This window comes from Nostoc sp. DSM 114159, assembly GCF_053470285.1.
Genome location: NZ_JBPFEH010000001.1, coordinates 4,164,046 through 4,187,439 on the forward strand (window position 1 = coordinate 4,164,046; position 23,394 = coordinate 4,187,439).

Annotated in this window: 19 protein-coding genes and 1 pseudogene; 10 read left to right on the top strand and 10 right to left on the bottom strand. The window is 40.1% G+C overall.

The genetic code is table 11. From position 1 onward, the window contains the following. Positions 1-28: 28 nt before the first annotated feature. Positions 29-1,273 (bottom strand): HhoA/HhoB/HtrA family serine endopeptidase, encoded by a 1,245-nt coding sequence (locus ACR5KR_RS17240; protein WP_448267314.1) that lies wholly within the window; start codon positions 1,271-1,273, stop codon positions 29-31. 293 nt (positions 1,274-1,566) lie between these two features. Between ACR5KR_RS17240 and dnaA the strand changes: the two genes are divergently transcribed. The 4 genes and pseudogenes from dnaA (at position 1,567) to ACR5KR_RS17260 (ending at position 7,145) form a co-directional block, all read left to right on the top strand. Beyond that, positions 1,567-2,949 (top strand): chromosomal replication initiator protein DnaA, encoded by a 1,383-nt coding sequence (gene dnaA / locus ACR5KR_RS17245; RefSeq protein ID WP_448267315.1) that lies wholly within the window; start codon positions 1,567-1,569, stop codon positions 2,947-2,949. Positions 2,950-3,506: 557 nt separating this feature from the next. Beyond that, positions 3,507-4,670, top strand: coding sequence for a DNA polymerase III subunit beta (dnaN, locus tag ACR5KR_RS17250; RefSeq protein ID WP_448267316.1), 1,164 nt, complete (start codon positions 3,507-3,509; stop codon positions 4,668-4,670). Between the two features lie 377 nt (positions 4,671-5,047). Continuing rightward, a pseudogene (locus ACR5KR_RS17255) lies at positions 5,048-5,709 on the top strand (restriction endonuclease). Continuing rightward, complete coding sequence (locus ACR5KR_RS17260; RefSeq protein WP_448270243.1) at positions 5,706-7,145, top strand: SAM-dependent methyltransferase; 1,440 nt, start codon at positions 5,706-5,708, stop codon at positions 7,143-7,145. The pseudogene ACR5KR_RS17255 and the gene ACR5KR_RS17260 overlap by 4 nt, the downstream one beginning before the upstream one ends. Before the next feature lie 176 nt (positions 7,146-7,321). Here ACR5KR_RS17260 and ACR5KR_RS17265 read toward each other — a convergent pair whose 3' ends face one another. From ACR5KR_RS17265 to ACR5KR_RS17280, 4 genes are all read right to left on the bottom strand, one after another. Further along, entirely contained in the window at positions 7,322-10,627 is a 3,306-nt protein-coding gene (locus ACR5KR_RS17265; RefSeq protein ID WP_448267317.1) for a GAF domain-containing protein, read from the bottom strand. Between the two features lie 255 nt (positions 10,628-10,882). Further along, positions 10,883-12,070 carry a TRC40/GET3/ArsA family transport-energizing ATPase gene (locus ACR5KR_RS17270; RefSeq protein WP_448267318.1) on the bottom strand — a complete coding sequence of 396 codons (1,188 nt, stop codon included), beginning with the start codon at positions 12,068-12,070 and terminating at the stop codon, positions 10,883-10,885. A 104-nt stretch (positions 12,071-12,174) separates the two neighbouring features. Beyond that, complete coding sequence (locus ACR5KR_RS17275; RefSeq protein ID WP_445631298.1) at positions 12,175-12,456, bottom strand: hypothetical protein; 282 nt, start codon at positions 12,454-12,456, stop codon at positions 12,175-12,177. A 250-nt stretch (positions 12,457-12,706) separates the two neighbouring features. Then, positions 12,707-14,101 (bottom strand): hypothetical protein, encoded by a 1,395-nt coding sequence (locus ACR5KR_RS17280; protein ID WP_448267319.1) that lies wholly within the window; start codon positions 14,099-14,101, stop codon positions 12,707-12,709. 605 nt (positions 14,102-14,706) lie between these two features. Here ACR5KR_RS17280 and ACR5KR_RS17285 point away from each other — a divergent pair. Further along, entirely contained in the window at positions 14,707-15,483 is a 777-nt protein-coding gene (locus ACR5KR_RS17285) for a DUF4886 domain-containing protein (RefSeq protein ID WP_448267320.1), read from the top strand. A 108-nt stretch (positions 15,484-15,591) separates the two neighbouring features. On the opposite strand, the gene ACR5KR_RS17290 is transcribed toward ACR5KR_RS17285, so the two are convergent. Then, entirely contained in the window at positions 15,592-16,311 is a 720-nt protein-coding gene (locus ACR5KR_RS17290; RefSeq protein WP_448267321.1) for an A/G-specific adenine glycosylase, read from the bottom strand. 10 nt (positions 16,312-16,321) lie between these two features. After that, positions 16,322-16,948: a DUF416 family protein gene (locus ACR5KR_RS17295; RefSeq protein ID WP_448267322.1), complete on the bottom strand. Its 627-nt coding sequence runs from the start codon at positions 16,946-16,948 to the stop codon at positions 16,322-16,324. 193 nt (positions 16,949-17,141) lie between these two features. On the opposite strand from ACR5KR_RS17295, the gene ACR5KR_RS17300 reads away from it, so the two are divergent. The 3 genes from ACR5KR_RS17300 to ACR5KR_RS17310 all read left to right on the top strand — a co-directional run bounded on the left by ACR5KR_RS17300 (position 17,142) and on the right by ACR5KR_RS17310 (position 18,971). After that, positions 17,142-17,816, top strand: a complete 675-nt coding sequence (locus tag ACR5KR_RS17300) for a HupE/UreJ family protein (RefSeq protein WP_448267323.1) — start codon at positions 17,142-17,144, stop codon at positions 17,814-17,816. Between the two features lie 160 nt (positions 17,817-17,976). Next, on the top strand, positions 17,977-18,540 hold the full coding sequence (locus ACR5KR_RS17305) for a hypothetical protein (RefSeq protein ID WP_445631291.1): 564 nt from the start codon (positions 17,977-17,979) through the stop codon (positions 18,538-18,540). Positions 18,541-18,593: 53 nt separating this feature from the next. Next, a complete protein-coding gene (locus ACR5KR_RS17310) occupies positions 18,594-18,971 on the top strand; it encodes a DUF2358 domain-containing protein (RefSeq protein WP_322687975.1) in 378 nt (125 codons plus the stop codon). A gap of 264 nt (positions 18,972-19,235) precedes the next feature. Here the strand turns inward: ACR5KR_RS17310 and ACR5KR_RS17315 are convergent, their stop codons facing one another. Next, the gene (locus tag ACR5KR_RS17315; protein ID WP_448267324.1) at positions 19,236-19,925 is read right to left on the bottom strand and encodes a Uma2 family endonuclease; all 690 of its coding nucleotides are present in this window, start codon (positions 19,923-19,925) and stop codon (positions 19,236-19,238) included. A gap of 537 nt (positions 19,926-20,462) precedes the next feature. Here ACR5KR_RS17315 and bchB point away from each other — a divergent pair. Next, positions 20,463-21,989 (top strand): ferredoxin:protochlorophyllide reductase (ATP-dependent) subunit B, encoded by a 1,527-nt coding sequence (gene bchB / locus ACR5KR_RS17320; RefSeq protein WP_448267325.1) that lies wholly within the window; start codon positions 20,463-20,465, stop codon positions 21,987-21,989. A 349-nt stretch (positions 21,990-22,338) separates the two neighbouring features. On the opposite strand, the gene ACR5KR_RS17325 is transcribed toward bchB, so the two are convergent. Both ACR5KR_RS17325 and ACR5KR_RS17330 read right to left on the bottom strand, forming a co-directional pair. Beyond that, the gene (locus ACR5KR_RS17325; RefSeq protein ID WP_448267326.1) at positions 22,339-22,713 is read right to left on the bottom strand and encodes a type II toxin-antitoxin system PemK/MazF family toxin; all 375 of its coding nucleotides are present in this window, start codon (positions 22,711-22,713) and stop codon (positions 22,339-22,341) included. Next, on the bottom strand, positions 22,713-23,003 hold the full coding sequence (locus ACR5KR_RS17330) for a DUF2281 domain-containing protein (RefSeq protein WP_445631285.1): 291 nt from the start codon (positions 23,001-23,003) through the stop codon (positions 22,713-22,715). The genes ACR5KR_RS17325 and ACR5KR_RS17330 overlap by 1 nt, the downstream gene beginning before the upstream one ends. A gap of 80 nt (positions 23,004-23,083) precedes the next feature. On the opposite strand from ACR5KR_RS17330, the gene ACR5KR_RS17335 reads away from it, so the two are divergent. Beyond that, positions 23,084-23,383 carry a Txe/YoeB family addiction module toxin gene (locus tag ACR5KR_RS17335; protein ID WP_448267327.1) on the top strand — a complete coding sequence of 100 codons (300 nt, stop codon included), beginning with the start codon at positions 23,084-23,086 and terminating at the stop codon, positions 23,381-23,383. The last annotated feature ends 11 nt before the right edge of the window (positions 23,384-23,394 follow it).

Sequence of the window (23,394 nt, forward strand, 5' to 3'; positions counted from 1 at the left end):
ACAAATGACAAATGACAAATGACAAACATCATCCTTCACGTCTGACTGGCAAAGGAGCAGGTTGAACTGCTACTTGGACAATTTGCCCATTGCGTTCCACTTCTATGGGTAATTTAGTACCGATTTTGCTCTTTTCTACTAGCTTTTGTACTTCTTCAATTTTAGTAACAGGCTGGCTGTTAATGCTTTTAATCACATCACCGACTCGTAGACCAGCTACAGATGCAGGCGATCGCGGCACAATCTCAACCAGCAAAACGCCTTCATCTGCTGTAAGATTTAAGCGATCGCCTGCAACATTTTTGATTCTTTCTTTATTTTCTGGTGTCAATGTCACCATCTGCACACCCAAATAAGGATGATCCACCCTGCCTTTAGCGATTAATTCTTGGGCAATCCTTTGCACGGTGTTAATGGGTATAGCAAATCCCAAGCCTTGAGCGCCTCGAATAATCGCTGTATTCATTGCAATCACTTGACCACGAGCATTGAGCAATGGTCCACCGGAATTACCAGGGTTAATTGCAGCATCCGTTTGGATGTAATCAACCCGCTTGTCACTTGCACCGATATCGCTACTAGAACGCCCTGTAGCACTAATAATTCCAGATGTGACGGTATTATTCAAGCCTAAGGGATTACCAATGGCAATTACAGCTTCTCCTGGTTGTAAGGCATCGGAGTTACCCACAGCTAGAGTTGGCAGATTGTTGGCATTAATTTTGATCGTTGCCACATCCGTTACTGGGTCTTCACCCAAAACTTTCCCATCAAAAGTCCGGCCATCTTTTAGTATAACAGTCACTCTATCAGCACCATCTACCACATGGGCGTTGGTAACAATTTGACCGGAAGAATTAATAATAAATCCAGAGCCACTACCGCGTTCTACGCGTTGTCTAGGCTGTGGCGCTCCTTCTCCAAAAAACCGCCGGAAAAATGGATCGTTGTTAAATTCGTCTGGTACGCGAGAAGTGATTGTTCGGGAAGAATCAATCCGAACTACCGCAGGCCCCACCTGTTGCACTACTTTCACAACAAAATTAGGATCTCCAGACGAAGAGAAAATCTGTGGGGAGACAATTACCGGATTCGGTACTGTTGTGTTTTGGGCTTGAGTATCGCTTTGCTGATTATCAATGGTCTTAGCAGGTAAAAGAGAGCAGCTCCCCAGGAACACCACTACTACCCCGTATGAGAGCATCCACAACCTCTGGGGTAAACCCCTGGTTTCAATCTTTTTGGGTTCTGAGTGATGGTTTGTTATCTTCATGTGTCGTTGCTTCTCCGTGTCAATGAGAGTGCTGAGTTAAAAGTGCAAAGTGCTGAGTTAAAACCGCTCATTAGGGACGATGCATATACTGGGTACAAAAGCTCTGAGAAATTTTATTTTACTCACCACTTAGCACTCAGCACTCGGTTTGGTCAGTGGGTGTTAGGATCTTGCCTACTGGGTAGATCCCAAAATGGTTACAACTTAAAAGCTTATTTTAGGTCTAGCGTGTCTCAATGCTAAATTAGTGCTTTCTCTTCTATTGTGACGATTAGCAGCAAAGGTGGTGGATAATGGAAATTCCCATAGAAAGTCTGTGGATTCAGGTACTAGAGCGCCTAAAGCTTGAACTATCCCGACCTACCTTTGAAACTTGGATCAAAACTGCTAGTGCAGAGCGATTAGAAAATAATTGTTTGATTATCCGCACTCCTAACCCATTTGCTCGTAATTGGTTACAGAAGTATTACATCAATACTATTGCTCATGTAGTCCAAGATATTCTCGGTCATCCCGTGGGAATTTACATTACCGTTGATCAAGGCGATCAAGTTTCTCATTTTAGTGAACGAGAGGTTGCTTGGGAATCACCAAATTCCAGCAGTATTTCTGAAGCTGTTCCTAATCATAATCATCAAACTACTGACTTAAACTCTAAATATGTCTTTTCGCGGTTTGTAGTTGGTGCTAACAATCGTATGGCTCATGCTGCTTCTTTGGCAGTTGCAGAATCTCCAGGTAAAGAATTTAATCCTTTATTTTTATGCGGTGGTGTCGGCTTGGGTAAAACTCATCTGATGCAAGCTATTGGTCATTATCGCTATGCAATTTTTCCTAATTGTAAAATATTTTATGTTTCTACTGAGCAATTTACTAATGATTTAATTACAGCTATCCGTAAGGATAGTATGCAAAGTTTCCGAGAGCATTACCGAGCGGCTGATGTTTTATTAGTTGATGATATTCAGTTTCTGGAAGGAAAGGAATATACCCAAGAGGAATTTTTCTATACTTTTAATACTTTACATGAAGCTGGTAAACAAGTTGTCATTGCTTCCGACCGTCCGCCCAACCAAATTCCCAGCTTGCAAGAACGTCTTTGTTCTCGGTTTTCTATGGGTTTAATTGCAGATATCCAAAAGCCCGATTTAGAAACGAGAATGGCAATTTTACAGAAAAAAGCTGAGGATGAAAATATTAGTCTTCCCCGCGATGTGATAGAGTACATTGCTTCAAACTATACTTCTAATATTCGAGAATTAGAAGGAGCTTTAATTCGGGCGGTAGCTTATATTTCTATTTGGGGTTTACCGATGACGGTGGACAATATCACGCCAGTTTTAGAACCGCCTAATGAAAAAATGGCAGCTACCCCAGAAGCAATTTTAAAGGTGGTGGCGGATAATTTTGATGTTTCAATAGATGACCTCAAAGGTAACTCGCGACGAAGAGAGATAAGCTGGGCGCGTCAATTAGGAATGTATCTCATGCGCCAACACACGACCTTGAGTTTGCCGAGAATAGGCGAGGAGTTTGGTGGTAAAGACCATACAACGGTAATCTATAGTTGCGATAAAATTACTCAACTTCAGCAGAGCGATCGCACCTTAGTACAAACTCTACGTGAATTGAGCGATCGCATCAATATGACTAGCCGTTTTCAAAAACCATCCTGAAGATTTATTTTAAGTTTTCCACAAGCAGGAGTCTGAATTATGAGCTTTGACGGGTCAAGAATATTAAGTAACGTCTAAAAATTGATTAAATTTAACTTATATTGTGCAAAAAACTGGGGAAAACTTGATATTCTACAGTGAAATTTAATTGAGTATAATTACCTTGTGGAAAAACTCAAGTACTTTTCCACAAGTTTTCCACAAGGTAAACTTGCCTAACTATAATTGCAATAGAAATTGTGGAGTTTTCTAGTAATCTGTTAAGTTTGCTGAGTTTGTAGTCAGCGCTTTAGCGCTCAAATCAAGGACTAAAGTCCTTACTACAAACTTATTCACTCATCAAATAGATTTTAGCTAGCTGACGATCGCACTTTCATGGAAATACTTAAGGGTTTCTTATACATGGAAGAATATGTATTGCAGGTGTTTAAATTGTTACAGTTTGCAGCAAAGAAGCAATACTGATGGCGGATTATACTTACATGCTAATCAAACAAATAGCGATCGCCTATAAACATAAGGATGTTACGATATCTTTCACAAGCTGTATCTGACTTATGAAATTAGTTTGCTCCCAAAGCGATCTCAGTACAAACCTCTCACTCGTTAGTCGTGCAGTCCCCTCACGACCAACTCATCCAGTACTTGCCAATGTGCTGTTACAAGCGGATGCTGAAACTAACCAAGTAAGCTTAACAGCCTTCGATCTTAGCTTGGGAATCCGCACCAGCTTTAATGCAGAGGTATGGGAAAGTGGGGCGATCGCACTTCCTGCTAAGTTACTTGTAGATATCACCTCTCGTCTTCCAGAAGGCGAAATCACTCTAGACGATGAATCAGCCTTGACAGGTGCAACATCTGGTGGAGAAGGTTTAATAGTCACACTCACACCCAAGAGTGGACATTACCAAGTCCGAGCAATGGGGCCTGAAGAATTTCCCGAACTACCTGTAATTGAAAATACAGAAGTAATCCATCTCACCACCACTGCATTAATTGAGGGATTACGGGGTTCATTGTTTGCTACTAGTGCTGATGAAACCAAGCAAGTACTCACGGGTGTGCATTTAACAGTTAAACAAGACACCCTAGAATTTGCAGCTACCGACGGACATCGCCTCGCAGTAGTAGAAACTAGCAACGAGCGTCCTCTAGAGGGAACTAGTCAACTAGAGGTGACAGTACCAGCGAGAGCATTACGCGAACTCCAACGGATGCTAGCTCATAGCGCTTCATCAGATGAACCTGTAGCTTTATATTTCGATCGAGGTCAAGTTGTATTTGGATGGCAAAATCAACGTTTGACTAGTCGTACATTAGAAGGGCAATATCCTGCATATCGACAATTAATTCCGCGCCAATTTGAGCGACAAGTGACAATTGAACGGCGACAATTTGTCAGCACTTTGGAGCGGATTGCTGTATTAGCCGATCAGAAAAATAATATTGTTAAACTCAGTATTGATAGCGAAGCTCAAGAAATTACCTTATCTTGTGAAGCTCAAGATGTAGGCAGTGGTAGAGAATCAATGCCTGCACAAATTTCTGGTGAAAATATCGAGATTGCCTTTAACATTAAATATTTGATGGAAGGCTTGAAAGAGTTACCATCTTCTGAAATTCAAATGCATTTAAATCAAAGCCTAACTCCAGTGATTTTTACACCATTGGGTGGTTTGAAAATGACCTATTTAGCTATGCCGGTGCAACTTAGAAGTTAGAGGTGATATCATGTCCGCATAATTAGTTATGATTCCCACGTCATTGCACCCCACCCCTTAATCCCCTCCCCGCAAGCAGGGCTGATTCATTCCCTAAAAGGCACTGATTTACAAGCGTTCCAAGCAAAAAAATCAGGTGACTTAAAAATCTGATTGGGCAGAAAAATGACGATTGCACTTAAATTTACTGGTTGAGGTGGTAGTTTTTGTTTTTCCTACTCAAGCAAATTTCTGACTCATACTCTTGACAAAATCCCTGAAATTTCGGATGAAACAGCCCTGCTCTTTGCTTGCGGCAGGGCTGATTCATTCCACAAGAGTGAGAAGTTTGTCAATAATATAAAATATGGTGTTTAACCCTGTGTTTTCCTTTACCTATGCCGATTTTGACAGCAGAAATCCTCTGTTTAGAAGCTGAAATATTTTCATTAGCCGAGTCTCAGCATCCAGAACCTCTGCTGTATGGTGTTACTGATGGAAAAGCTGTCGGAACTTACCTGGAACAGAAATTTCGACTTTACTTAAAAGCTAAGTACGATTTCATACAAGGTAACTCTGCGAGTGGTATTGATTTTCCGGGGTTGCTTATAGATATGAAGGTAACAAGTGTTAGACAACCACAATCATCATGCCCATTCAAATCTGCACGCCAAAAAATTTTTGGGCTTGGCTATTCGTTGCTTATCTTTGTCTACGATAAGGCAGATAATAGTATAAACCGCACGGCTACTCTGAATATTTTGCATACGATTTACGTAAGTGCTGAAAAAACCGCAGATTTCCAGATGACACGTGGAATTTCTAGTATTTTAGAGAACGAAGGTAATAAAGATGACCTAATTGCTTTTATGCTCGACCGCAATTTGCCTGTTGACGAACTTGAAGCAAGTAACATCGCGGATGAAATATTGAGAAATCCACCTTTACAGGGATTTTTAACGATTTCCAATGCTTTAAATGGCGACTTCAGTATGGGAGAGTGATAGAACGTGCTGGTCAAGAAAAAGGTATAATTACCGTTTATAGAGCTAATCCCTGATGCGTACTGTTCAAAAACTTAAAGTAGAATACGGCGATTTTCAAACGCCGATAGAATTAGCCTATCGGGTATGTAAAAAGTTAGTAGAGCTTGGTGTTAAGCCACATATTATAATTGAGCCTACTTGTGGAATAGGAAATTTTGTTGAAGCTGCTTCATCTTGTTTTGACTCAGCAAAAAAAATTTTAGGAATTGAATTAAACCTTGATTACTTTAGACAGATTATAGAAGAAGAAAAGTTTTTACATGACCAAAGGATTGAAATTAAATGTGAGGATTTTTTTCAAGTAGATTGGTTATCACTAATAAGTGAATCAAATGAAGAAATATTAGTGCTTGGTAATTTACCTTGGGTAACAAACTCACAACAGGGTAGTATTGGGGGCGTAAATTTGCCTAAAAAGAGCAATTTTCAAAATCATACTGGTTTAGATGCAATTACGGGAAAAAGTAATTTTGATATATCAGAATGGATGCTCATACAGTTTGTACAATACTTACAGAAGCATAACAGTTATCTAGCGGTGCTTTGTAAAACTTCGGTTTCTAGAAAAATTTTAAATTATATCTATTCGGAAAAGCTAAATCTTGCTTACTGTGCAGTTTATAAGATAGATTCTAAGAAATATTTTGATGCTGCTGTTGAAGCTTGCTTATTTTTCTGTAAATTTGATTCCAACTCACAAAAATATTATTGTGATGTATTTGATAGTCTTGAAAGCTCAGTTTGCTCTCGTATAGGCTATTTAAATAATATTCTTGTTAGGGATTTGATTACATTTAAAAAAGTAGAAAGCTTATACAATAAGCAATCAAAAACAAAATGGCGTTCTGGTATTAAGCATGATTGCGCTAAAGTCATGGAATTTCGCAAAAATAATGACTATTTTATAAACGGGCTAGGAGAATCTTATGAACTCGAAGAAACTTATATTTTCCCTTTAGTTAAAGGTTCTTCTGTTGCCCAAAATAAAACAAAAGCGACCGATCGATATATTTTAGTTACTCAAAGTTTTGTTGGCGAGTCTACTGAATTTATAAAAGATTTAGCACCTAAAACATGGGCATATTTAGAAAAGCATGAAAGTTTTTTAAATAATAGGAAAAGTAAAATTTATCAAAATAGCCCTAGATTCTCTATTTTTGGTGTTGGCTCATATACTTTTGCACCTTGGAAAATAGCAATCTGTGGACTTTATAAAAAATTAAGTTTTAGATTAATTGGTCAAATAAATGAAAAGCCTCCTATTTTTGATGATACTGTTTACTTTTTCAGCTTTGTTGATGAGAAAAGTGCATACGAATCATATAAGCTTTTAACTTCTTCATTAGCAAAAGATTTTTATTTATCTCTAATATTTTGGGATGAAAAACGTCCAATTAAGTCTACTATTTTAAATAGCTTAAACTTGGCAGCTTTAGCAAGGTTAGTATGATAATGTGTTGTTTAACAATACAATTATTGCTTGTCATCAAAATCCAATTACTGTAGTATGAAATATCATTTAACCTTGATTTAGAACCCCAAGTTCTTCAAAAATTTGGAGATCGGTAATACGCTTTAGTTAAAGGTAAAAGTTTTTGCCAATGACAAATGACAAATGACCAATGACTAATGACGAATTTGTTTAATCGGAATTTCAATCCAAAATTCTGTACCTAACCCCGGCTGAGAATCACATTTCAACACACCACCATGTTTATCTACAATAATCTGGTAACTAATCGATAACCCCAAGCCAGTGCCTTTTCCCACTGGCTTAGTTGTGAAAAATGGATCGCAAATTCTTGCCTTCATAGCTTCGGGTATTCCTGGGCCATTGTCTGCAATGCGAATTACTACACTCTTGATTTTGCCTTCAAGTTCTCCAAAATGAGTACGGATAGTAATTTGACTACTATGAGATTTTGATTGAGATTGCGTGTAATCTTCTAAAGCATCGATCGCATTGCTTAAAACATTCATGAATACTTGATTTAGCGGCCCGGCATAGCACTCTACTAAGGGAAGGTTGCTGTATTCTTTGACTAATTTAATCGCCGGACTTTCTGGTTTTGCTTTCAAGCGATGTTGCAAAATTAGCAAGGTGCTATCAATGCCCTCATGAATATCAACTGGTTTTTTTTCTGCTTCGTCAAGACGAGAGAAATTCCGTAAACCCAAGACAATCTGCCGGATGCGATCGACCCCAATTTTCATGGAAGATAGAGTTTTGGGCAAATCCTCGATGATAAATTCTAAGTCGATCTCGAAGGCGCGATCGCTAATTTCAGGACTAGGGTTGGGAGTATTTTGCAAATAAAGGTCTAGGATACTGAGTAAATCTTGGGTGTAATCGTTGACATGATTGATGTTGCCATAAATGAAGTTCACGGGGTTATTAATTTCGTGAGCCACACCAGCTACCAATTGACCTAGTGAGGACATTTTCTCCGTTTGGATCAGTTGGGTTTGAGTTTGCTGTAAATCATGCAAAGCTTCAGCCAGCTTTTGGGTCTGCTCTTTGGTTTGATTATGTAATTGGGCTTGTTGGAGTGCAACCCCAAGCTGATTGGCAATTTGAGTAATAAATTTAATTTCTGAAGCTTCCCAATGGCGGGGTGCAGAATTCTGGTAAGCTGCTAGCAAGCCCCATAGCTGTTGCCCGATAAATATAGGTGCGATCGTATAAGCTCTTGCTTGAATTTGCTCTAGAACTGCAATGTGGCATTGAGAGTGGCCAACTTCATAGATATCATTAACAGCAAAAGTTTCATTGTGACGATATCGCCCACCTTGGGTTTCCTGCAAATAGCTATCTTGCCAAACTGTCTTGGTATCTGAACTTACTAACTTTAACCAGTTATCGCCTACAAACTCAGCAATATATTCACCACTCCAATCAGCCTGGAAGCGGTAGACTGCAACTCGATCCGCTTGTAGTGATTTACAAATTTCTTGGGTAGTTGCCTGAAAAATCGCATCTAGATCGAGAGATTCTCTAACTTTCGCCACAACTTCAAACAATACCCGTTGTTGTTCTGCTGCTTGTTGCAAATCTAATGTCTGTTGTCGTGTCTGAGATAGTAAATCAGCTTGCTGGAGTGCTACGCCCATTTGGGCGGCAATCTGACTGAGGAAGTTAACTTCAGAAGTTTTCCATTGCCGAGGGCCAGTGTGTTGATAAGTTGCCAACAAACCCCAAAGTTTTTGTCCAACAAAAATCGGCGCAAGCACAAAAGCGTAAATTTGAAATTGCTCTAGATTGTCGATATGACACTGAGTAAACCCCATTTTGTAGATGTCATCGACTGCAAATGTTTCATTGTGGCGGTAACGTCCTCCCTGTGTATCTTGTAAGTAGGTGTCATTCCAAATTGTATTAATACCTAGTTCGGACTCATTCGACCAGTATGGACTAGCAGCTTCAAAATCTCCGACAAATTCACCACCCCAATTAGCATCAAAACGATAAACAGAAACGCGATCGGCTTTAATTAATTGACAAACTTCTTTAGTTGTGGTTTGAAAAATCGTATTTGTGTCCAAAGATTCTCGAATTTCGGCAATAACTTTAAACACAGCCTGTTGTTGTTCAGTTGTCCGTTGTAACTCAGCAGTACGCCTTCTAACTTGTTTTTCTAAATTTTCATTGAAGACTTGTACTTGTTGGTATAATTCATATTGCTGAATTGCGGTAGCAAAGTGTTTACTGAGGTTTCTAGCCAGTTCAATCTCTTCAATTGTCCATTTTTGAGCTTGTGCTTTTTTAGATTCGCGCCAAACCTCAAAGGATCGCCGGGGATACTGTTGCCTTTGATCGCCCTCATGCTGTCCCGCCCATAAAGTTTCTGTATCTATCTCGTTGCGGAAAATACTTAAGTAGCCGAGCAACTGCTGACGATACTGGAGTGGAATCATCAATATGCTGCGAATTTTAGTTGGTTGAAAAGCAACTTGCAAACTTCGCAAGCCAGGAGTGTTATATATATCTGAAATTGCCCAAACATCGTAGTTAGTAGACTTGTAGTGTTCCTGCCAGATACTATACTGTTCTATGAGTGGATATATAGTTTGTTCTGGCATTACAGGTTGCTCTCCACAGATATAAAGCTTTATACAAGTATTTCCTGGTATTAAGCATTCTGTTAAGCTGGTGACGTTGCCATTATGGAAATCAAGAGCTTCATTTCTAATACAAAGCCTGCCACCAACGCCATTAAAGGCAGCAACAGCCGCTTCTAGGGCTGGCTGTAAGACAATCGTCGGCAGTGAATGTAATAAGGTAGCAATGCGGTTAACGATCGCTTCTCGTTCGGCTGTTTTGCGAACTTGAGTGTGAAGGGTACTTTGAGCGATCGCTATTGACAGCTGCTCGACTACCATTTGTATGGCTTCTAGCTCATATTCTGAAATTGAACGCGCTTGGGAATTATGAGACACCAGCAGCCCCCAAAGCCTACTTTGATAGAGAATAGGCGCTACTACAGAGGATTTTACCCCCATTGCCGTCAAATATTCAATATGACAGGGGTCTACAGGGCGGTAACGGATCTCTTCTGAGATATCTCCATTATCCAAGTCATGCAGGTGAATTTGACCAATCTCTTTAGTCTCAACATTCACAACAGAACGCACCCGTGATTTGATAAATAGTTCGCGGGCATAGGATGGGATGTCATCGCAGGGAAAATTTAACCCCAGTAGCGACGGCAAACAATTTTTATTAGTTGATTCAGCAATCACTTGACCACTACCATCAGGATGAAATTTGTAAATCATCACTCGATCGGTTTTTAATAGCGATCGCATTTCTGTCGTTGTTACTGTTATAATTTCTTCTAACTCTAAGCTTCGTCGGATACGGTTTGTAATGCGGCGTAGTAAACTTTCTTCATCGCGACATAAGGGTAAATCTTGTTCGGGATTGTAGGTCATTGTTATAGCAAAATAAATTAATAATTTGAAAACTGGCATAATTAAATCTAAAGACATTGTGAAAGTTATTCGATCAATTTGTCTTCAGTAAAACTACGGTCAAATCATTAATAAAAATATTTTTTTCGCTTTTATTAAAATTCACCAAAAAATCATAAAAACAGACGCTAAAAAGATTGCGTCTGTACTAGCTACAAGAGAAAATTCTTGCTTTTTAGTTTTAACTTTTTGTTGATAGAGTAAAGTTCAACAAAATTAAACTCTTGTGTTGTCAGCAAAGCGGATTTTTAGATAGTCATTTTCCATCTTTGCTCCGCCTGGTTGTAGTGCTGCTAAGGCTTGTGGCAAAACTAAGTTACGACGATGGTTGCCAATAGTAATGTTTAATTCGTCTCCAGTTTTACTTAGTTGAACTTGGTCTTTAGGAATACCAGGTAAGTAAAGTTCTAAGCTGTATTGGTTTTCCTCTTGCACTACTCTAAGAGTTGTCTCTTTGTAATAAACCTGAGTTGGATCTTCATCTTGATAAAGAGTTTCTTTCAGGCGTTCTAATGAAGCCAATCCACACATTTCTTCAGAAAATAGGGGAACTTCTTTCACAGGCAGAGGGTGAAAATCATCATGAATTTCTCGGCGATATTGCTCCTGATTTTCCTTCCAACGTTGGAAAAATGGGTCTTGGACAACGCTTGGTATAATCCGATTAGCGACGACTAAATCTGTTGCAACGTTATATAAACTCAGATAAGCATGGGCCCGGAGAGACTCTTTAATCACCATTTTTTCGGGATTGGTGACAAGACGCACTGAGGTTTGAGTATTATCTGTTAATACTTTTTCCAGAGCTTCAATTTGTTCATAAAACTCATAAGGTGCATCCATTACTTCTTTATCAGGTAGCGAAAAACCGGCAATTGGTCTAAACAAAGGTTCAACCAGGGGTCGAAGTGCTACCGAGATGTTTTGAAATGGTTTGTAAAAACGGCGCATATACCAGCCACCGACTTCAGGTAAACTCAGCAAACGCAATGCTGTGCCGGTGGGGGCTGAGTCGATAATTAAGACATCAAATTCACCTTCATCGTAATGGCGTTTCATCCTGACCAAGCCAAAAATCTCATCCATGCCTGGTAAAATTGCCAATTCTTCCGCTTGTACGCCCTCTAAACCCCTTGCCTGTAAAACTTGGGTAATATAACGTTTCACCGCACCCCAGTTTCCCTCCAGTTCTTGGAGTGCATCCAGTTCAGCACCCCAGAGATTTGGGCGAATTTTTCGGGGTGTATGTCCCAGTTCCATATCAAAACTGTCTGCGAGGGAGTGGGCGGGATCTGTACTTAAAACCAACGTCTGATACCCTAGTTCCGCACAACGCAGTCCAGTTGCAGCAGCGACGGAAGTTTTGCCCACGCCGCCTTTACCAGTCATTAAAATTACACGCATAAATGCTTTTGTCCTGACTGAGAATTTTTTACATTTATTTACATTATCGACTGTTTAAGGAAAATAAATGTTGTTTCAACACGTCTAGGCATTATTATGAGTATTCACCCTAACTCATCCGTTAGGTTTTGCTGCAATAACTGGTCAAGCTTAGTTTCCAGTGCTGAGAGTTTTTTAAGAATTGTGGGGCGATCGCCATCAATAGAAATTAGTAAATTGGTTATTCTCTCTTGTATATTCGTTAATTGTGCGACTGCATTCTGAATTTGAAGCATTCCTTCTCGGAGTTCTTGGCGTTCTTGTCGTGCTTCCGCCATTTCATCTAACATAGCTTGGACTGTTTTAGCATTACTCTCAATTAGATGTTTGAGTTCTTTATCAGTCATTGCGATCGCGCTTTGAAGTTGAGTTTATTATTAACTCTAAAGTATTGAGGGATTTTGTTTCAATCCCCCGTAGGGCAGGACAGTTGTGCTACCATGCACTATGGTTTAATTACTTAAAAATTGCGATCGGGGCTGTTTACTCGCATACAAAAAGTGAAGTGTTATTGTTGCACTTCAGATAACCGACTGCTGCGGTTATCAAGCCCTCATCCCACTCCACAAAATTGGATAATTTATTTGTTGGAAATTCCTAATTCACAGTCCCAAGCACATTTTGCTGTAAAGGAACGCCACTAAAAGCAATTTCCTCAACATTCAAGACATTCAAGGTGAACTCATCACGCTTAATGGTGTAATTGTTCGGGCTGCCTGTACCTGTAATAATGTAATCACTTTTGAGATCGGACAGAATTAGCTTATCCGATCCCGATCCACCATCGATCGTGGCATTACCGTAACCAACATCAAATATGTCATTTCCACCTCCACCCTTAATTAAGACATTGGCAATAGCACCCCCTTGATCGGAAACAGTATTACCGTTAGCATCAATTCGACGGGCTTTGAAGTAATCGTTACCATTTCCGCCATCAATGGTGCCGCCTTGAATGCCAATGCTGGTGCCATAACCGGTAAGGATATCAGCTCCTGCCCCTTGATAAATAATGCTATCAGTATTAAGAATACCTGTGCCTTGACTAATGCCAGTGCCAATGAGGGTATCGTTGCCATCGCCTAAATTGATTGTGCCACTGTTAACAATGCCTATACCTACACCAGGTGCAAGCTCCACTGGCCCTTGCCCAAAAGGGTCATCAGCGTAGAACCCTGCACCGCCTGTACCTGTGCCAGAGAGATAGTCGTTTCCCTGCCCAACAGCGATCGTGCTACCCTTGCTGTTGGAGATGCCTATACCCCTACCCGCATCATACGATCTAAAAGGTTCTTCCATTGCATCACTGCCATTGCCGATACCAACAATAGAATCGTTTCCTTTCTCTCCACTAATGTTGCTACCACCACTGTTGAAGATACCTGTACCTTCTCCTCCAGTACTACTAATTCCACCAGTTCCAGTTCCCTTGATGGAATCGTTCCCTTCTCCTCCATTAATGTTGCTGCCCTCAGTATTAGAGATTCCGATCGCATTCCCCTCAAATACTCCAATTCCAGTTCCAAAGATAGAGTCATCCCCAAATCCTCCATCAATGCGGCTTTTGTGAATGTTTTGGATGCCTATCGCGATGCCTATTCCACTTCCGTCACCTCCGGTTCCGGTTCCCTCGATCAAATCTTTTCCATCTCCTCCATTAATGTAACCACCCTGAGTGTTAGAGATACCTGTACCAGGTTGAAAGTTTCTATAGCCGGAACCACCACTGCCTGTGCCAGAGATAGTATCGTCTCCACTCCCTGCATTGATGATGCCACTGTTAGCAATGCCTGTGCCTGTGCCACCAACGTCAGTGTCGTCGCCGCCGGTGCCACTACCCTCGATAGTATCGTTACCTGCTTTAGTATCGATGACTCCGTTTTTTAGAACCTCAATTCCAATTGCTGGGATTGCGTTATCCTCTTGTCCCACCGCTAGATCGGAACCAGAAGTGCCTATGAATGGGGGTAAAGAAACAATTAGTCTGGACATAATATAATTTTCCGCAATTGTGTGTGTTGAAGTTTTAATCTCTGAAAATCTTGCTCTTTGAAGAAGAATTTTCTAAGTTTATAAGCAGTAGTTTCTAAACAACGATTAAGCAATAACAGATCGAGTACATGACAATTCATCTTCATCAAGCTAGTACCTGTTTACTTTACGTTGGGCGCACAAATTTTATGCAGAGCCAGCCAATTTTTTATAAAAGTTCATAGTCTGCCAAAATTACAGAAATTACGGGTAGCGTCAAAATCAAAGACCCAAATCAAATTAGTCAGCCAACCGTAGTTGTTCGCTCTCCCCCATCAAAAAACGATTAAGAGGCAAGGGGGATAGAGGAGTGTATCTAGTTCATCAACTAAAGTAATTTTGGATAATTGAGGCAATATGATTGCAAAATAACTTACAAAGTTTTACGTTAGGTAAAATTTGCAATCTCTTGGGAAAAAATTTCATCAACTCATCAATAGCCAGAACTATTTCCAAAAAAATCCTGTCCAAGAATAAGTTATACTTCAAAGATTTTAGGGATGATGAGCAATACCAAGATAGTATATGTATGTTTATTCCTCTTTTTGATAATTTTCTTGTTTAATATGCTAGCAAGGCAGATTCAGAGAAATTCTTTACCCGTAGGCGAACAACAGGTAATCAGAGTTTTATTTATTGGGAACAGTTATACATATTTCAACGATCTTCCTTGGTTGACACAACAGTTAGCTGCCTCGGCAAAAGAAACTAAAACCTTAGAAACTGAAATGGTTGTGATTGGTGGAGCGACACTTCAAAACCACTGGAAACGTGGTAAAGCACTCAAACTTTTGAAAGCGAAACGTTGGGATTATGTAGTACTGCAAGAGCAAAGTACTTTACCAATTACTAATCCCCAGGAAATGTACAAGTACGCTACTCTGTTTGATGCCGAAATTAAACGAGTTAATTCCCAAACACTATTTTACTTAACTTGGGCAAAGCAAAATCAACCAGAAACGCAACAGATATTGACTGATGCTTACACGAACATTGCTCAAGAACTGAAAGCTAAAGTTGCACCTGTGGGAATAGCTTGGCAAAAAATCCAAGAAGCGAATCTGAAATTAAACCTTTACAGTTCCGATCGAAGCCACCCTAGTCCGATTGGATCGTATGTAGCAGCGTGTGTATTCTATACAACATTGTATGGTAATAGTCCTGTAGGCTTGACTCGTCGTATATATAGTAGCGACTCTAGTACGCCACAAGAAAACAATAGAATTGAGTTAGAAAGTTTAAGTGAAACAGATGCCGAAATGATTCAACAATTAGTTGAGTACATCGTCATAAAGAATTCAGAAGTCAATATTCAGCAGTCAGAATCAATCAACGGAAATTAAAAAGTAAAAATAGTGCTATACAGAAATAAATTTAGAATGGTAGGTTTGTTTGAGTGACAAGAAAGCCCAAAAAAGCCTTGATAATTTTGGGTTCTGATAAACTTGATGCTATGTTTTATTAAGACTCTCTAAGTTACGTTGCGTTTGGACATAATTGCACTTTGCTGAGAGAGGACAATCATTACAAAGAGGATTTTGTGCCTTGCAAACCATCGCTCCAAAATCTAACAAGGTTAAATTCCATTTACCAACTTCCTTATTAGGAGCAATTATTTCTGCTGCACCCCAAAGAATCTTACAGCGCGATTTTACTCTTTCTCCTTGCAAGCCAAAGAAGCGTTCGAGGATGCGAGCGATATTAGTATCGAGTACGGCTAGCGGTTGACTGAAGGCTTGAGAACAGATAGCACGAGCTGTATATTTACCAATTCCAGGTAATTCAAGCAACTGCGTTTCTGAATCGGGGATTTTTCCTCCATACTGTTCTAAAATGATGCCAGCGCACTTTTGTAATCTTTGAGCGCGGAAGAAAAGACCCAAAGGCTCAAGCAATTCGCTCAATTCATAAATGCTTGCCTTGGCTAAGTTTTCGAGCGTAGGATATTTAAAGAGAAATGCTTTGTAAATAGGAACAACCGTAGCTGCATCTGTTTTTTGTAGCAGATATTCTGCAACCAGAATTGCATAAGAATCGCAAGTTTGTCGCCAAGGAAAATCGCGTAAGTTTTGCGTTCCCCATATAGAAAGATGGTGGCGAAACCATTTAATTTTTGCAGCATCCAAATTTGATGCTGCGTTTTCTTGAGGTTCTTTAGTAGCACCCTTCACGATTGTTTTCTCAACTTAAATCTAGCAGACTTTTACCACCATTTTCAGAAGAAGTACGCAGCCATTGTAAAAACTCACCAGTTAAGGTGAGAGTTTCTCGCAAACGCCGCAAATCTTCGCTTTGTTTTGTCATTTCTCGCACTGTAAACGGATGGTTGGAAACTATTTCTACTAGTTCTTCGTGGGACATATCTTCTGAATATCCGTCTTCACACTGGCATAAATAATCTATATACTCAAAAAGAGTTTCATGTATTTCTTCTACTACTGAAATAGTCTGTTGTACGCTTGGATCTAAACAAAGTTCCAAAATATAGAGAATTGCACTTGCGGCTCTCTGTGCTTCTGGAGTTTCTACGTTTTCATAGTCGGGGTAGCTTTCGTCCGAATCAGAATAAAGTTGACGAAATCTTGCCACATCAACCTTTTTTCCTGCCAAAAATTCCCAGATTTCATCGAGTGCTACTCTAAATAAATCTTCTCCATCCCAATCATCTTCTCTAGCTGCTCGCAAGTAAATATCATAGTGTGGATACAATCTCTCGCAACAAGCTGCTGCAAACGCCACTCGATGCATCGGTGGAAGAGCTTCTAGTTCTCGCTCTAATATATCGAATTCACCGTACTTTAGATTCATTATTATACTTTAGTTGTATTGTCATTTGAAACGATCGCTAATCAACGATCGCATCTGAAATTTAAATTGCTGGTGATTATTAATACAGTTGATTATCAGGGCTGTTCCTACAACTGCGGCTTTACATAACTGTTAGTTTTTTTTGAAAGCTGGGTAGTATAAATTACCGAAAAAACTAATTTGGCATATAGTGATGTTCAAAACTAAATTATCAGAATTCCATAATTCACCAGAATTTTATACTTCAAAGTTAATGCCTCGCCATATTGGGGCGATCGCAGCTTTAATTTTAATTAGCTTACTGAGTTCATTGACTGGAACACCATTTGACCATAACATCTCTAACGGCTGGGAAGCCTTTGTCTGGGGATTGGCAGATCCAGTAATAAATTTAAATTGTTTAGTTGGTATTGTGGCGATTGGCTTACTCTCATCTGTGTTTGTTCGTGGCGCTGCGATCGCTGGATGTTTTGTCTTGGCAACAGTTTTAGGCATTGTAATTCATATATTTCAGCTAAATTTACCAGGCACAGAAATAGCCATCGCCATTTCTACCATCGTTTTTGGTACTATGCTGATGATGCCAAATCAACTAAACTTTCTGGTGCTTGCTCTGGTGGGCATCAGTGCTGGTTTATTTCAAGGTTACGCTAATGCTGAATCTATTGTTAGTGCAGGAACAATATCAGTAGTTGCCTATATACTAGGTATCGCCTTAACTCTGTTTGCCGTTACCATGAGTGCTAGAGAAATTGGTGTTGGGATGGGTATGGGAGAGATAAACCGAATTTTACCCTGGAAAATCAGCCTTGCTGGTTTCGCTTTGTGTGCGATCGGTATCGTGTTTTTGAGCAATTCGCTTATTTAAAATTTAAATCAGATATTTCAATTCAGTGGAATACATTCATTCGTGGGGGCGTACACCTAGCTGTGCGCCCCCACTGCGTTTTCAAACTGGATCGAGCGTTCTAGTGAATATGTTGATGCACCTCTGCGCTAATCTAGAGGCTATATATAAATCAAAAGTTATGACACCTGAAGAAATTGCGGCTACGCTTACAGAATTATTTGACACATCGGCTGTTACTACGACTGCTCCTGGATCGTGGCAAGTAGACACTCCTACTTTTCGGCTGTTGGTGCTGCTTTCCGAAGATAATACTTGGCTGCGAGTTTTACTGCCTATTCTGCCCATCCAAGAAGCCCAACCATTTTTAGAACAGTTCCTAGAAGCCAACTTTGATGACACTCAAGAAGTACGTTACGCTTTGCATGAAAGAGTAATTTGGGCGGTATTTCAACATCACAGCAAAACTTTAGTGAGTGCAGATTTATCCAATGCAATCAACCGACTTTTATCTCTCCATCAGGCTAGATTAGATAATGTCTTTAATCAACTAGTTGAAAGCCGCATCCGGCAAATTATTCAAGTAGCAAAACAGCAAGGACAATCTCTGCAAGCTACTATGCAAAGTTTAGAACGCTTTTACGCCGAAGGAATGATGGGCGAAATAAATCAAACTTCACAAGCGCAAGAAGAAGTCTTAACTGCTTGGCGGCGTCAGTTAGAACGTTTATGGAATGAGGGTTAATTTCAGTTTTTCAGTTTTCATATTCAACTAATTTACAAATATATTTATCTATCATGAATCTCGTTGAAATCCTCAAAGAAGACTATCAAAGATTCCCAGTCAATCAAACTTACAGCATTTATGCCCCAGAGGTTTATTTTCAAGACCCGATGAATAAATTCCGTGGTGTTAAACGTTACAAAGCGATGATTAATTTTATCGAAACTTGGTTTTTAAATCCCAAGATGGACTTACATAATATTCAACGTTTAGGAGACACAATCAAAACTGAGTGGACACTTAGTTGGAATACTCCTCTCCCCTGGAAACCACGGATTTCTATTCCTGGTTGGAGTGAATTAGGTCTTAACTCTGATGGTTTGATTATTTCCCATATCGATTATTGGAACTGTTCCCGCTTAGATGTGGTGAAACAGCATTTTTCCTCTTGAAAAAGTGGATGATTCAAATAATATAATTACCATCAAAATCTTCATGGTTTGTAGTGAGGGCTTTAGTCTTCTCTGACAAAATGCTACGCAAACAAAATTAGGACTGAATTCTTGCTATTACACTAGATGTAATCACGAAAGTCATTAATTATGATGACGGCTGCCAAAAATCCGGAAATTTCTGCTGAATTAACTATACATACTAAAGCAGAAGAATTTGTGTGCAAATATAATTGGTTAAGATATTTTCCCTCTTTATAAGGGTTAATCACTACCCAATTTCTGGATAAAATCCTCATGTTCAGCAGACTGCAAACCTGCTTGTAAAACCTTCAACACACCCTGCATATTACCTGCTAATAATTCCGTCACCGCTAACCACAACCCTGGAAATACCCGACTTCGCAAAATGCCTTCATTGTCAGGTACTAACTCCAAATATTCACCCTGTTCCAGAGAAAACCAAATCAACTTTTGGTCTAAAACTTGCCAAACAATATATTCTTTGACACCGTTGCGACGATAAGCCTGTTTTTTGCCATGAAGATCGATAGCTGCGCTACTAGCAGCAATTTCCACAACTAACTCTGGCGCACCTTCAATATAATCATCTTCACTCAGCCGCGTTTGACCACCTGCTTCCGGTTCAATCAACAGAACAATATCGGGTTGAGGTTCGTTATCTAAGTCTAAGCGGACGGTAGGTTCAATTCCCAAAGCTACACCAGGAGTTGCAGCTTCGTAAGTAACTAACCAACCAACGATCCAACCATGCGGTTGACCGTGACTTCGGAAACGCAGGGCAGCTGGCATAATATAGACAATCCCTTCGATTAATTCAGCTTTTTTCAGGTTAGGGGTGGCATTGTAGCGACGCTCAAATTCGTAGCGGGTGAGTTTGTCGCCATTTTCCAGAGGAGGAATTGTCCAAGGCTGGGAGGGTGTCTTCACCATAATTGTTGTGAAAATGAGCTTGTGTACATCTTAGCGAATTAGGTAAAAACGCTGCCGAGTAGGAAATGAAGGATTTCTGACCTCGCTTCCATTCCTCTCTCCTTTTAGGAGAGAGGCTTTGAATTTTACTCTCTAAGGCTAGTAAGGAAGGGGCTGTTCTTGTTAGGTCTAATTTAGTGAAACATTAAGATTTTTTTACAAAACCAACAGAAATGTTGTTGAAATTGATAGCTGTATCCCAAGCAGTAAATAAGTTCCAGCTATATCGCCTCACCTAAAACCCGCAACAAACCTTATTTTTTTTCAGCCAGCAGGTTTGAGAAAATCAGAAACGATTTAATAATCAAGTACTTATAAGTAAATGGGCTGAATTCAAAGATAATACCTCTCTCCAAACCTCTCCCCTTCTCTAGCAACGGCACGCTGGGCGATGCCTACGGCGGTAAACTACGCACCGAAGGGGTTGGTGGTAAGCTCTCATCTTATTTTTTTATGCCCACTTACTTAGTTATTTGAGTTTAAAAGGGAGACACAAACATGAAATTGGCTTACTGGATGTATGCTGGCCCAGCCCACATCGGCACTCTGCGAATCGCTAGCTCTTTTAAAAATGTTCATGCGATCATGCACGCCCCACTTGGCGATGACTACTTTAACGTCATGCGCTCCATGCTATCGCGGGAAAGGGATTTTACTCCGGTGACAACCAGTGTCGTCGATCGCAACGTTTTGGCCCGTGGCTCCCAAGAGAAGGTGGTAGATAACATCACCCGCAAGGATGCTGAGGAACACCCAGATTTGATTGTGTTAACTCCCACCTGCACCTCCAGCATTTTGCAAGAGGATTTGCACAACTTTGTCGAACGGGCGCAACTGGAAGCCAAAGGTGATGTCATGCTGGCGGATGTGAACCACTACCGCTACAACGAACTGCAAGCCGCCGATCGCACTTTGGATCAAATTGTCCAATATTACATCGAAAAAGCCCGGAAGCGGGGCGAATTGGCAGAGGGCAAAACTGCAAAGCCCTCAGTTAACATTATCGGTACAACCACCCTCGGTTTCCACAACAATCACGACTGCACCGAACTCAAACGCCTGATGGCTGATTTGGGAATTGAGGTAAATACCTTAATTCCTGAAGGTGCTTCGGTGAATGACTTGAAAAAGATGCCCAAAGCCTGGTTTAACCTGGTGCCTTACCGCGAACTCGGTTTGACCACAGCTCGTTACTTGGAAGAACAATTTGGCACACCTTATATAGACATTACTCCAATGGGTGTAGTGGAAACTGCCCGTTGTATTCGCAAGATTCAGCAGGTAATTAACGCTCAAGGTGCAGAAGTTGACTATGAAGACTTCATCAATGAGCAAACCCTGCATGTATCTCAGGCTGCTTGGTTCTCCCGTTCGATTGACTGTCAAAACTTGACTGGCAAAAAAGCTGTGGTCTTTGGTGATAATACCCACGCCGCCGCCATTACCAAGATTCTGGCGCGAGAAATGGGGATTCATGTTGTTTGGGCTGGAACCTACTGCAAATATGATGCAGATTGGTTCCGCGAACAGGTGAGCGAGTATTGCGATGAAGTGCTAATTTCCGAAGATCATGGTGAAATTGGGGATGCGATCGCTCGTGTCGAACCCTCTGCCATTTTTGGTACGCAAATGGAACGCCACGTTGGTAAGCGCTTGGATATTCCCTGCGGCGTAATTGCTGCACCCATCCACGTCCAAAACTTCCCCATTGGTTACAAACCATTTATGGGTTACGAAGGCACGAATCAGATTACAGATTTGATCTACAATTCCTTTACTTTGGGAATGGAAGATCACCTGTTAGAAATCTTTGGCGGTCACGATACCAAAGAAGTTATTACTAGGGGAATTTCTGCTGATTCTGATTTGAATTGGACAAAAGATGGTCAAGCAGAATTGAATAAAATTCCGGGATTTGTTCGCGGCAAAGTGAAGCGTAATACTGAGAAATTTGCCCGCGATCGCGGTTTTAAAGAAATCAACGCTGAGGTATTGTACGCCGCGAAGGAAGCTGTCGGGGCGTAGATTGGGAATATTTGATTAGAGTGAGTGGTGAGTGGTAATATCTGCTTCTCACCACTTCTCTAGTTAGGCATATAAACATAATAAAGTAAAAATTTCGATATTTTTAGTACTCCATAAATTTAAATTACATTGTAATATGTTTTTTATTGATTAAATTATTCTTGTATCAAAAATTAATATGAATAATTTATACCAATTCAAAATTCATGCATTAAGAAAGCCAGACAGAACAAAGGTTTGTCCGTATGTATCTGTCGCATTCTTTTTTCAAATTGGTATTATTAAGTAGATTGCTTAAACGATGTAAAATAAAATATTTACATATTACTGAGTTGCTTTAATCTATAGTTCAAGGATTAATCATACGCTGAAGTCCAATCGAAATAAGTTCATAATCGTCAGGTGTCAAACTCCCTCGATAATCAACAATACGGTTAACATCTAAAACTCTGATTTGATCTAATAAAGCAATAGATGGTGAATTTAATCCAGCAACTCCTGCTGCAAAACGTGGATATAAATCTGGTGAAGCGATTGCCCACGTTTGCCCTCTATCAGTAGTCATGGGAATTACAACTATTAACGAAAAGCGAGGTATCCCCAAGCGGTTTGGGAACCCTACAACAATTGCAGGTCTATAACCCTCTTGCTCACGACCTTGAGGGTTTTGTTGAGGAAAACGTGCTGTTACAACATCCCCAAACTGTAAAGAACGAGTTGTCATTATTCAACAATTACTACTCCCATCCCAGGAACATACTTAACAGGTAAACCTTTATCTAGTTCGCCGGGTTGCCAATCATAAGGTTCATAGCTACCCAAATTTGATAAGTCAGTTTCTAGCCATCCCATATCAGATTCTTCATCTAATTCTTCACTGATTACAGATAGCCGAGTTTGTTGACGATTTTTCTTTCGCCATTCTAAAAACTCAACAAAATCTAGAACTTGCTGCTGTGCATTTTCTGGAAGGCGTTCTAGTTTATCCAAAATCTTTTCTTTAAGAGAATCCATGCTTGCAACCACAATCTTTACTCAACAGTGTAACTCATAGCCCCTATTTTTCAGAATAGGGTTGCGTCAGAAGTTGGGAATTGACGAAGAAGAAGGATGAAACCCAACCCCAAGAAAATAAAGTTCGAGATGCTGTATTTCATCCAGAATTTCGGGAAGACCTCGTATATTGGGTAGAGACAAACCGCAAAACTGCGCTTCGTATTTTTAACTCGGTTGAAGCGATTATGCGAGATCCTTTTACAGGTATTGGTAAACCTGAACCATTGAAATACTTAGATTCAGATGCTTGGTCGCGGCGACTTACTCAAGAACACCGGATTGTTTATCTAGTAAGTGATGACCGAATTGATTTTCTTCAAGCTCGATATCATTACTGAAAATGCTAGTT